Source organism: Stenomitos frigidus ULC18 (genome assembly GCF_003003795.1).
Classification (GTDB): domain Bacteria; phylum Cyanobacteriota; class Cyanobacteriia; order Leptolyngbyales; family Leptolyngbyaceae; genus Stenomitos; species Stenomitos frigidus_A.
In genome coordinates, this window is record NZ_PVWK01000089.1 from 1 (window position 1) to 12311 (window position 12311).

A 12311-nucleotide genomic window follows, 5' to 3' on the forward strand; every position below is an offset into this window, starting at 1 on the left:
AATCTCTCCCCACTACGCCATATATGATGCTTATTTCAGGGTAGCTGTTGGTACTTTATTTTTGAGCGAGTCCCTAAGCGTTAGGGATTGATCATAATCTAAATGGCCAATAGTGCGGCTAGCTTGGCGATCGCTAACGCTAAGCCTTAAGACGTTGTTTCCATACATTGCCATCGTCAGTAAAACTTACTCTACGTTGTCTTTAGCATATCAGTCATAACTTAAGTGCCTTAATATAAGTTCCTTAATAACTTGGGTGCCTTGAAAAATTCGGGTAGACACAGGTGAGCGATGCCTGTACAGCGCTTACTTTACTGTGCGGGCTGGGTCAACGCAACCGTTTTACCGTCCAACTTTGACAGGGCTGAATGTCCTTGGAGCAAACAGCATCAACTGTCGAAAAAATTGCTGAACCGTGCCATTGCCCACCGCTTAGATCAACGCCAAATGCCACCAGCTTCAGTGATCGATCGTTGCAAGAAAACTGGTTTCTGAATACAAACTGAGTACTCAAACAGCATCCTTACTGTGAATTTACCAAGTTTACATTAAAGCCCTGATCAAGCTTGTTTTTATACTTTATCAGAGAATTGCAGAAGGTAAAGGCTGATACATCTATCTAAGGTTGGAACCATCGTTAAAGGGCATCGTACAGCTATTTTTCCGCCTCGATCGAGAGGGGACTTTCAAATCGCCGCTTCACGCGCTTTTAGTTCCAGCCATACCTTCAAAGAGAGGCTTCAACCTGTCGATAGATTGAGGACAGAGCCACAACATTCCTCAATCATAGGCTGTATGAACAAGTGTAAATACTTGGACACAGTGTCTTCAACGTGAATGCCTCCGAAAGGAGAGCTAGCGACTAAGAGCTAGTTAGAGCATGGTTGCTACTGATTCTTAGTCTTCAGCCTTTGGTTACGAGTCATGGAAGAAACTCTGAAAATCTTGTTAGTTGCACGCGACATAGAGTCGCGGCTAATGGTGCGTCGAGCGCTCAATGCTGCTGGTATCACGGCAGAAGTGCTTGACGCAGAAAGCTGTGCAGCAGCGATCGCCTTGCTGCAACAACAAGCATTAGATGGTGTGCTGCTCGACCATCGCCTACCCGATGGTGATGGTTTGTCTCTGGTGAGGCAGGTAAAGCAGATCGGCATCAACGTCCCGCTCATTGTTCTCGGAGAGGAGGAGGAGGAGGAGGAGATAGCGGTAGAGCTGATGAAAGCAGGTGCCACCGATTATCTTCCAAAACGTAAATTAGCGCCCGGAGCGTTAATGCATAGCCTTTCGAATGCCATCCGACTGCATCGAGCCGAACAGCAAACGGCAGAGGCAACCCAACGGATGCACGAAAGTGAAGAGCGCTATCGACTGGTGCTAGAAGGCTCACACGATGGTATTTGGGATTGGGATCTTTACCGAAATGAAGTTTTTTGTAACGATCGCCTGCTTGAAATTGTCGGCATTGCCCGCGAGTCGATGGGCACAGCGTATGAGGCGTTCTATCAATTGATTCACCCCGATGATCAAGAGCGTGTTTTAACCGCCATTACAGCGCACCTCAAGCTGGGAACACCCTTTGACGTCGAATTTCGGCTGCGACACGCTTCAGGAGACTATCGTTACTGCGCCTCGCGGGGGAAGGCACAGCGTGGCGATCAGAATATGCTCTTGCGGATGGCGGGCATCGTCACCGACATTACAGCGCGCAAGCAGGCAGAGGAGGAAGTCGTCAAGCTCAATCGAGACCTGGAGCGGCGCGTAACCGAACTGCAAACCCTTTTTGATGTGATTCCCATTGGCATTGCGATCGCAAATGATCCAGAGTGCCGCACCATTCATGTCAACCCAACCTATGCCGAGATGCTGGGTCTTGCGCCTGATGCCAATGCCTCCTTTTTAGCACCCACGGGCGAACAGCCCACTCACACACTGCTGCAAAACGGACAGGTAATCGCGGCGGATGCACTCCCCATGCAAATGGCAGCAGCAATGGGGGAGCCGATCCATAATGCTGAAGTTGATATTCTCCGAGAAGATGGCAGAGTCATTAATGTGATCGGTCATACGACGCCTCTTTTCGATGAGCAGAATCGTCCTAGAGGCTGCGTGGGTGCTTTTTGGGATGTGACTGCTCTCAAACGAGCAGAAGCAATGCAGCGGTTTCTGGCAGAGGCAAGCTCTGTGCTGGCCACCTCTCTCGACTATCAGACAATTCTGCACAACATCGCGCAACTCGCGGTGCCAGCCTTAGCAGACTGCTGTTTTTTCGACGTTCTTAGCAGTCGCAATACGTTTCAGCTGCTCATTTGGAAGCATGTAGACCCTGCCAAGCAGGGATGGCTGGAGCGGGCACGCTGTCATACCCCAAGACCCGAGCAGCGCCATCATCCGGTAGTTCAAAGTTTAACCACCGGGCAAACTGTCCTGGTGCCTGAGGTGACAGAGGCATGGCTTGAGGCGATCGCCGTTAACCCTGAACATCTGCAGTTCTTGCATGCTTTAGACATCGGTTCCCTGATGACGATTCCGCTCATCGTCCAGGATCGCAAACTCGGTGCGCTGACGCTGTGTCTGTCTCGCAATTCTGGGCGCAGTTATACCACCACCGATCAGCAGATGGCGTTAGCACTGGCACAACGGGCAGTGTTAGCGATCGACAACGCGCAGCTCTACCGTTCCACCCAAGAAGCCGAACAAAATCTACGACAGGCGCTCGTCATTCTCGGTCAGCATCAGCAGCAGCTACGGACACTGCAACAACTCACCGATTTGCTGAATCAATGTCTGACCAATCTGCCTGAGCTCTTGCAGGTGATGGTCAATGCCATCTGTGACGCGATCCCCAATGCCGAATTTGGCTTGATCGTGCTGCAAAATCCTTACACTGGCATGCTGGAACTCACTGCCGCTACAGGGGCGGGCGTCGATCGCTTTCAGTTGGAAGAAGACTTTGCACCCGGTGAAGGCTTGTTGGGTGAGATTTTCCTGACGGGTGGGTCACGGTTGATACAGGAGGCAGAAGGCAGGAACAGGGAGAGACAAGACGGGCCAAACGCTTTAGAGACAAGGAACCGTGATGAGGGAGAGCGTAATCCGCTAGAGCTTACTCCTCGCCTTTTACCACCATCCCTTTGCGTTGTGGCGATCGAATCTGCCAGAGCAGGCAGGTTGGGCGTGCTGGCGATCGGTCATTGGAGCCATCCAGCTGCCTTTGATGACGATAACCTGCAACTGCTGATTGCCTTTGGCGAACAAGCGGCGATCGCGCTGACAAATGCCCAACTCATCAATGCCCTGGAAGAGCGGGAAGATCGGTTAGAAATTCAAAACCGCATTCTTGGCGAGCAGAATCAGGAGCTAGAGGAGCAACGCCAGCAAATTCACTTCCAAAACCTTCGACTACAGGAAGCGGCCAAACTGAAATCGCAGTTTATGGCAACCATGTCGCACGAACTGCGAACACCGATGAATGCGGTCATTGGGTTTTCGCAGCTGCTGCTACGCCAGCAACTCACGCCGCCACAACATGACATGATCGCTCGCATTCTGAGCAACGGCAGAAATCTGCTGGCGCTCATTAACGATATTTTAGATTTGTCCAAAATCGAGGCAGGGCGTCTGTCCTTAGCGCTAGAAGCCGTTAACTTGAATCAGTTGGTGATTGCAACTGCCGAAGAACTACGATCGCTCGTTGATCAAAAGCAACTGTCGCTGGAGGTTCAGCTACAGCTCACAAATCCTACCGTGATCAATGACACTACGCGCCTGAGGCAAGTGTTGGTCAACCTGCTTTCCAACGCCATCAAATTTACGACAGTGGGAAGTGTATGTGTCAATGTCACTGATGTCGAGCCCGACACGATCGTCATTGTGGTGCAAGACACCGGCGTTGGCATTGCGGCAGAACACCTGGACTATATCTTTGAAGCGTTTTACCAGCTCGATCAAACCCTTGCCAAAAAGTTTCCTGGCACGGGATTGGGCTTAGCCATTACTGATCTCATCGTCCGCAAGATGAACGGCACCATCACTGTTGAAAGCCAACTCGGTGTGGGTTCCACGTTCCGGGTGACCATACCGCGTCAGGTGAATGGCGTGGGGAATAGTGTGGAGTGAGGGGTGAGCGGTTAGCCGTCAGCGGTCAGCGTTTGACGTTGCACGTTAGGTTAATACTCATTCCACCTGTAAGTTTTCCGGTGGCAACTTCAACCACTCATGAATTTCAGCGTCGTACATAGCCATTTCCCAGTTTTGGGCTGATTGTATATTCGCTTTGGCTTTATTTTTTGCTTCGACGAGCTTGTTCCCAGTAAGTCTTAGACTATGGGTGTTCCAGAAGGATACTCCTTGTAGATTCGCCCCCCTAATGTTTGCCTGCTGAAGCTTCGCTAACTCAAGGTCTGCCCCTTGTAGATTCGCTGACTCAAGATCTGCCCCCTGAAAATCCGCTGACCAAAGGTGTGCCGCCCGGAGATCCGCGAACAAAAGGTCTGCCTTCTGGAAATTCGCTGACTCAAGGTCTGCCCCTTGGAGTTTCGCCAACCAAAGGTTTGCTCCCTTGAGATTCGCTGATTCAAGCTGTGCTCTCTGGAGCCTCGCTGACTCAAGGTGTGCCCTTCTTAAGTCTGTTTTCCTTAGATCGAGGGGGTATTGCTCCCAATCCTTATCTTTGTGCTTACGTCTCTTTAAGACCGTCAAAACGGCTTGAATGTCGGTTGGTAAGGGGAGAAGTTCCTCTTTTGTGTCCTCACCCGCTTCTGGTATGTCCTCACCCGCTTCTGGTGACTGTTCGGTGAGCGTCGCTTGAGTTTCTGCTTGCTGCGTCTGCTCTTTTGGTGGATAGGGCGCGTTCTCTCGCACAAACGCGGTCAAGACTTCTAGCACCTGCCTGTAATTCTCATCGGGAGCGGCTTCGTTTGAGTCATCCGCAATACTTTCCAGGGCATAAATACCGCCCAAGCGGAGATGGATGCTGTCGTTTTTTCCAAGCATCTCTACGGCTTTGCTGAACCGTTCCATTGTTAGCCGGGATTGCGCCAGTTTTTCATCCCGCTCTGCCTTCTTAAGGTCTTCGTCTAGCTTCTTCTTGGCGACTCTGAAGTTTAGGAACAGAACAACCCCAGCAGTGACAGTAGCTCCGGTACTAACAACACTCAGAGAAGCGTCAAATTTCCGCTTGGACTGCTCTGATGGATTGGTTTGAAGATCTACCAAATTCCAAATCAGTACCCCGATAATTAAACCGACAGTTGTAACCAAGCCATAGACAGCTACGGAGAGCCAGCGATCGCCTTTAAACGGACTCAGTATCTTTTTGACCCGATCGAGCAAGTCCTTTTCCTTAGAGGCAGGAAGCTCGGTCATTTCGGTTTGCGATGTCTGCTCCACCATGCTCCCTTCGATTCCAGCTTCCTTGTCTTTGCTCTGAAGCTATCCTAATCGAGCGTGGGTAAGACTTAATCAAAACCTCGGAGGTTTAAGCGACTGCGTTGGTGACGATGCTTGGCACTTGTTGAAACCTCCGAGGTTTGCATCAATTTCTACTGCCTTCCCGTCTGTGCCCAAACGCGCGTAGGCATGCCCCAAACATAGATGAAGCCCTCTGCTGCTTTGTGGTCGAAGGTATCTTCGGCACCATAGGTTGCCAGTTCAGGGCTGTAGATGGAGTAGGCTGACTTACGCCCCACCACGATCGAGTTGCCCTTAAACAGCTTGACGCGCACGGCACCCGTCACTCGTTCCTGGCTCTTTTTCACAAACGCATCCAGCGCATCGCGGAGGGGGCTGTACCAGAGACCGTTATAGACCAGCCTGGAGTAGGTCTCCTCAATCCCGCGCTTGTAGTGGATGAGATCGGGCGTGAGGGTCAGGCTTTCCAGATCCCGGTGCGCTTGAATCAGCACGGACAGGGCAGGCGTTTCGTAGACTTCCCGCGATTTGATGCCAACCAAACGGTTTTCAATCATATCGATGCGTCCCACGCTGTGGGCACCCACAATCTGGTTGAGTGCCGTCACCAGTGCCACTGGCTCAACGGTCTTACCATTCAGGCTGACAGGAATGCCCTGCTCGAAGCCAATTTCGACATATTCAGGCTGGTCAGGCGCATCGGCAAGCGCTGCTGTCATGGTGTAGACATCCTCTGGTGGCTCTGTCCAGGGGTCTTCCAGGGGGCCAGCCTCGATCGCGCGACCCAGCAAATTCTTATCAATGCTGTAGGGTGACGATTTTTTGACAGGCGATTCAATGCCAAACCGTTCACCATAGGCGATCGTCTCTTCACGACTCATGCCCCATTCTCGTGCCGGAGTCAGCACTTTGATGTCGGGATTGAGGGCAGCGATCGCCACATCAAACCGCACCTGGTCATTCCCCTTGCCTGTGCAACCATGCGCTACTGCATCCGCACCATATTCTGCCGCCGCATCCACCAGCAGTTTGGCAATCAGCGGCCGTGCCAACGCAGTGGAAAGCGGATACTGATTTTCATACAGCGCATTCGCCTGAATGGCAGGAAAGGCGTAGTCTTTGACAAAATCTGCTGTTGCATCCGCGACCAAAGAGATAGACGCACCCGACTTGAGCGCTTTTTCGCGGACGGGTTCCAATTCATCCCCCTGCCCCAGGTCAGCAGCAAGGGTAATGACTTCTTCCACTCCCCATTCGTGCATCAGGTAGGGAATGCAGACGGAGGTATCGACTCCGCCTGAATATGCCAGCACAACTTTTTTGGCGCGACCCATGACTGCCTCGGTTGGATAAATATGACTGAGCACTCATTATGCAGTGAATTGCGACCCATTCATGTCAGAACGGGCACAGAAGTTGGAGAAGGGAATGGGGTAAGGGGAAAGGCTAAAGGCTAAAGGCTAAAATTTTGAGTTCTGTATGTTTCCTACTCCCCACTCCCCACTCCCCACTCCCTACTCCCTCTACCGCCTAGCTACATCGCACCACTCGGCTTACACGTCAGGGTGCCTTCCTTCTGGTTGGGCTGTCCGCCCATTGGTTTGACTTCCAAAGACGGTTGATAGGTGGGGTAGCAGCGCACAAGAATGACATCATTTGGGCGAGTGCTGTACAGCACGTAGACTGACTTGCCGCCCAGTACTGCTGGTACGAGTTTGGGTGGTTGAGACGCGGTAGCGATCGCTCCAGTGTCGTACTGTACCAACGGAGTCTCTAGTTGAATAGTCGGTTCAATTGCAGAGAGGGCAGGTGTTGCCTGAAGAAAATGGATGCAAAAGGCTAGCGCGATCGCCATAGCAGCTAAAACAACCCCGTGCTTAAGCGGAATTCTGATCATCGTTATCAATGTCCTATTAATCTCAATCAGGATCGAATCAAGCCTTACTCTACACCTGTACTCAGGAAAAATTAAGGGTCTTATTCTCGTTGCCTCACGCTCACGATCTAAAGTTTGGTGTCAGTGTCGCAGGCATGCCGCGATCGGGGAGCGGATAAGGCAAAATGGGCGATGGAGACTTCAAGGGAGAGGCCGTTATGCCAATGGGGATAAACTTCGGACGTGAAGTCTGCGGCGACTTTGGCCAGGCACAAGCAAGAGAGTGGCTGGTCACAAACGGGGTGGGTGGTTACGCGTCGGGTACCGTGGCAGGCTTGCTGACTCGACGCTATCACGGCTTACTGGTTGCGGCGCTGCAGCCGCCCTTAGGTCGAACGCTGATGCTGGCAAAGCTGGATGATACAGCCCTCTACGGCGATCGCTTCTATTCTCTCCATGCAAATCGCTGGGCCGATGGCACCATTGGGCCGCACGGCTATCGCCATCTGGAACGGTTTGCCCTGGAAGGTAATATTCCTGTCTGGCGCTATGCCTGTGCTGATGCCTTGCTCGAAAAGCGCGTGTGGATGCAGCCTGGCGCAAACACTACGTACATTCATTACCAATTGGTACGAGCGACGCAACCGCTGATGCTCACTCTCAAGGCAATGGTGAACTATCGCGATTATCACAGTAATACTCAAGCAGACGGTTGGCGCATGACGATCGTGCCCGAAGAGCACGGCGTGTATGTGTCTGCTTATCCAGAAGCAGTACAGCTGCACCTTACCAGCGATCGCGCAGAGATAACAGCTACTCACGACTGGTACTACGGCTTTGAGCTGAGTGCTGAGCGCGATCGCGGCTTGAACGATCGCGACGACCACCTTCACGCAGCGACCTTTCAAGCAACCCTGCAACCAGGAGAATCGCTGACGCTGATTGCCAGCACTGAACGCAAGCTCGAACGCGATGGAGAAACGGCGCTCAAACTGCGACGGGCGTATGAACACAAACTGCTAGGGCTGTGGCACAGCAATCGCCCTGTGGATAACAGAGACATTCCCGCATTCGCCAATCAGCTCGTGCTGGCAGCCGATCAGTTCATTGTGCAGCGATCGACCCCAGAAGAACCCCACGGCAAAACCATCATCGCTGGCTATCCCTGGTTCAGCGATTGGGGACGCGACACCATGATCAGCCTGCCTGGACTAACGCTGGCTACCGGCCGCCCGGAAATTGCGCAATCGATTCTACGAACCTATGCCCGTCATGTCGATCAGGGCATGCTTCCCAATCGCTTTCCTGATGCGGGCGAAAGGCCGGAATACAATACTGTGGATGCGACGCTATGGTTCTTTGAAGCCGTCCGTGCATATTACGGCGTCACGGAAGACGATGATCTGGTGCAAGAACTGTTTCCAGTGCTGGCAGACATTGTGGACTGGCACTGTCGCGGCACTCGCTACAACATTCACCTCGATTCTGCCGATGGACTGCTGTATGCAGGCGAAACTGGGGTACAGCTCACCTGGATGGATGCCAAAGTGGGCGACTGGGTCGTCACGCCTCGCATTGGCAAACCCATTGAGGTGAATGCACTGTGGTACAACGCACTCCGGACGATGGCTAAACTTGCCCGCATCGTCGGTAAGCCCCACCAGGAATACGAAGCGATGGCAGACCGCATCCTGGCACGCTTCACGCGTTTCTGGCATCCCGAACTGGGCTATTGCTACGATGTCCTGGATGGTCCCGATGGCGATGATGCCTCTCTGCGCCCCAACCAGCTTTTTGCTGTCTCGTTGCCCGAAAGCCCTCTCACAGCGGCTCAACAGAAAGGGGTTGTCGATACCTGCGGACGAGCGTTGTTGACCTCACATGGGCTGCGATCGCTCGACCCTAACCACCCCGACTATCGAGGCACCTACGGCGGCGATCAACGTCAGCGCGATGGAGCGTATCATCAAGGCACCGTTTGGGGCTGGCTTATTGGCCCTTTTGTGCTGGCTCATCTCCGCGTCTATGGTGATCCCGTTAAAGCCCGTCAATTCTTGGAGCCAATGGCAAGCCAGTTTTACACCCACGGCATTGGCAACTTGAGCGAGATTTTTGACGGCGATGCGCCGATGAAGCCACAAGGTTGCATTGCCCAAGCGTGGACGATCGCTGAAGTGCTGCGGGCTTGGCTAGCAACCGAAATAGAAAAATAGGGGATAAGGATGAGGGATAAGAACGCTTTGAGTCAATTTTGGCTTCTGATTTCCTTGTTGTAGGATGCCAATAGAGTTTGTGAGAGATAAATCGAGTTATTAGCCATCACTTGAAAGACGATCAAATTTTTCTTTCATGGTTTGTGAGAGGTTTTAACAAACTGTTGCCGTACTGGAAGCCCAATCATGAATTCTGCTCCTTGACCAGGTTGAGAACAACAATCCAAGCTGCCACCATGTTTCTCAACTACAATTTGACGAGCGATCGCTAATCCCAGCCCTGTTCCTTTACCAACGGCTTTCGTGGTAAAGGCTTGATCAAAGATCGATGCTTGCACATGCATGGGTATGCCAGGTCCATTATCAGAAATGCAAATGAGAACCTGCTTTTCGTCGTCGGCTAGCTGGGTGCGAATTTTGATGCGATTGGGCTGAGCGTTAAGCGCTTCAAAGCGACCATCCTGCTGAACTTCTTCTAAGGCATCGATCGCATTGACTAATAAGTTTAAGAAAACCTGATTCAGTTGCCCGGCGTAACACTCCACCAGCGGCAAAGCTCCATACTCTTGCTTGACTTCTATTTCAGGTCGCGTCTCATTCGCTTTCAGGCGATGTTTGAGAATCAAGAGCGTGCTATCCAGACCGTCGTGAAGGTTAAAGGAAACGGCGCGATCGCTATCGGCTCGTGAAAAAATGCGTAGGCTAGTACTGATGTGTGTAAGGCGTTTCACTCCCTCTTGCATGGAACGAATCAGCTTGGGTAAATCTTCGCGTAAATAGTCCAGGTCAATTGCCTCCATCTCAGCACAAATATCTGGGTTAATCGCAGGATATTTCTCCTGATACAAGTCGATCAAACCAAACAGATCCTGAATATATTCTTTCGCAGGTTGCAGATTGCCCGCCAAAAAGCCGACTGGATTGTTGATCTCATGCGCTACCCCAGCCACAAGATTACCGAGAGCCGACATTTTTTCAGTCTGAATCAGTTGTAGTTGCATCTGCTGGAGTTGCTGAAATGCTTGCTCTGTCCGTTCTTTTTCTTGGAACAGGGCAGCGGTTCGTTCTTGCACTCGCACTTCCAGCGCTTGATTATTTTGTTCCAGCAAGCGTTTTGCTTCTTGCAGATCCAGTTCTGCCTGTTTGCGAAGGGTAATATCAGTTGCCAACAGCGAATACTGACTAATCATTCCCTCTGCATTCAAAATGGGCTGTCCGTCCATCAGCAGCCATGATGGAGTGAGGGTTCCTTCCGGTTGATAAGCAAACTCAAACTTAAAGCTTTCGCCTTTAATCAGTTGCTCCCGAATGTAAGTTTGCTGTGGTAAGTGTTGAGCATTCAGAGAAAGAATCTGAAAGAACTTCCGCCCAATTAACGACTCAAGTGACTGTTTGCTGTGCAACGAAAAGGCTTGATTAGCCCAGAGCAGTCGTCCAGCGCGATCGATCAGCGCCATCAGCAAATCTTCGCGATCGGCAAGCGCTTGTGCTATCACCATAGGAAACTCAACCATGCTTGGCATACCCAGGCTCAGATTTTGTAGTGACGCTCACAGAGCATCACGCCTGCCCGCCACATAAGCTAACAAGATACGACTGATATCGTCCCGAATTTGGCGAAACACCACAAGTTTCTCATCCTCAGTCCCTTCTGCCGCAGCCGGATCGGGAAAACTAAAGTGATGGCGCTTGGTGGCAGCGGGCAACGTCGGACAACTCTGGTCAGCGTGGTCGCAGACGGTAATCACCGTGTCGATCGGTTCATCAAAGAACGCATTGATGTGTTTGCAGGTATTTCCAGAAATATCAATCCCAATCTCTGACATCACTTTAACTGCTAGCGGATGTACCTCAGCAGCGGGGTTCATGCCTGCACTTTGAGCATTAAACAAATCGTCGGCTAATTCTCGCAAAAACCCTTCAGCCATCTGGCTACGGCAGGAATTGCCCGTACAAAGGATGATGAGACGAGGTTGCATAAGCGCTTTAAGAAGAAGGGTGAGCTGATGAACAGAGTACCGTTGGAAGCCCTCCTCTCACAGGGCAGTGACTTCCTGATGTTAAGGTACCCAAAAAGCGTTAGCGTTAGGCAAACGAATGTCTTAAAGGTTTGTGTTGGCGCATGGATTGACTGTCATGCGATCCTGAGCTAACAGCACTAAACCCGTTGTAGGCTTTGCCTTCCCGAAGGGTAACGGGTTGCAAGCCCCTTGCAGTCCTCTTGAGAGGACTTCGTTCTGTTAGCCCGGATTTTTAATCACGGGCGGGTGAACAACGGAGCAAGCAGCCTTTCAGTCCTTTTGTCAGTTAATCAGCCCATTGACCTCGTACCCAATTCAATTGCGATCGCGGCAGACCTCTGTGGGGGCGGGTTTAAGCGATACGTGTTCGTCTTTGCGGTTGCTTTACGGCAAAACCCGCTCCTACAACTGACCTCATGACTCCATCCATTGAGAGGCGACACTCTATCCATTGACCTTAGAGCGCAATCAACTGAGAGGGGAACTCGATCGATTGACCTCGGAACCCACTTGATTGACCTCATGACTCCATCCATTGAGAGGCCGCACCCTAGTCATTGACCTCAAAGCTCAATCAACTGAGAGCGGGAACTCGATCGATTGACCTTAGCACTCAATCAATTCACCGCCGCACTCAATGCATTGACTACCGAACACAATCGACTGAGCCTCGAATAGAAAAGGGGCACAGCATTGCTGCACCCCTATCGTGAAAGCAGGGCTGATCTACTGGAAAAAGGAAAGTAGACCGGGGATATCATGTGCCATGCGCCGTAAGCCCTGCGTGATGGA

General features: G+C 51.6%; 7 protein-coding genes. 2 read left to right on the forward strand and 5 right to left on the reverse strand.

The window, feature by feature from the left end:
* Positions 1-924: 924 nt before the first annotated feature.
* Complete coding sequence (locus C7B82_RS16380; RefSeq protein ID WP_106257364.1) at positions 925-4116, forward strand: ATP-binding protein; 3192 nt, start codon at positions 925-927, stop codon at positions 4114-4116.
* Between the two features lie 57 nt (positions 4117-4173).
* Here C7B82_RS16380 and C7B82_RS16385 read toward each other — a convergent pair whose 3' ends face one another.
* From C7B82_RS16385 to C7B82_RS16395, 3 genes are all read right to left on the reverse strand, one after another.
* On the reverse strand, positions 4174-5391 hold the full coding sequence (locus C7B82_RS16385; RefSeq protein WP_106257365.1) for a pentapeptide repeat-containing protein: 1218 nt from the start codon (positions 5389-5391) through the stop codon (positions 4174-4176).
* A 149-nt stretch (positions 5392-5540) separates the two neighbouring features.
* On the reverse strand, positions 5541-6776 hold the full coding sequence (locus C7B82_RS16390) for an argininosuccinate synthase (RefSeq protein ID WP_339375215.1): 1236 nt from the start codon (positions 6774-6776) through the stop codon (positions 5541-5543).
* 167 nt (positions 6777-6943) lie between these two features.
* Positions 6944-7306 (reverse strand): hypothetical protein, encoded by a 363-nt coding sequence (locus C7B82_RS16395; protein ID WP_146141171.1) that lies wholly within the window; start codon positions 7304-7306, stop codon positions 6944-6946.
* Between the two features lie 197 nt (positions 7307-7503).
* On the opposite strand from C7B82_RS16395, the gene C7B82_RS16400 reads away from it, so the two are divergent.
* Positions 7504-9498, forward strand: a complete 1995-nt coding sequence (locus C7B82_RS16400) for an amylo-alpha-1,6-glucosidase (RefSeq protein WP_281258995.1) — start codon at positions 7504-7506, stop codon at positions 9496-9498.
* 134 nt (positions 9499-9632) lie between these two features.
* On the opposite strand, the gene C7B82_RS16405 is transcribed toward C7B82_RS16400, so the two are convergent.
* Together C7B82_RS16405 and C7B82_RS16410 are read right to left on the reverse strand one after the other, a co-directional pair.
* Entirely contained in the window at positions 9633-10997 is a 1365-nt protein-coding gene (locus tag C7B82_RS16405; RefSeq protein WP_245939942.1) for a sensor histidine kinase, read from the reverse strand.
* Between the two features lie 51 nt (positions 10998-11048).
* Positions 11049-11477 (reverse strand): arsenate reductase ArsC, encoded by a 429-nt coding sequence (locus C7B82_RS16410; RefSeq protein ID WP_106257369.1) that lies wholly within the window; start codon positions 11475-11477, stop codon positions 11049-11051.
* Positions 11478-12311: the final 834 nt, after the last annotated feature.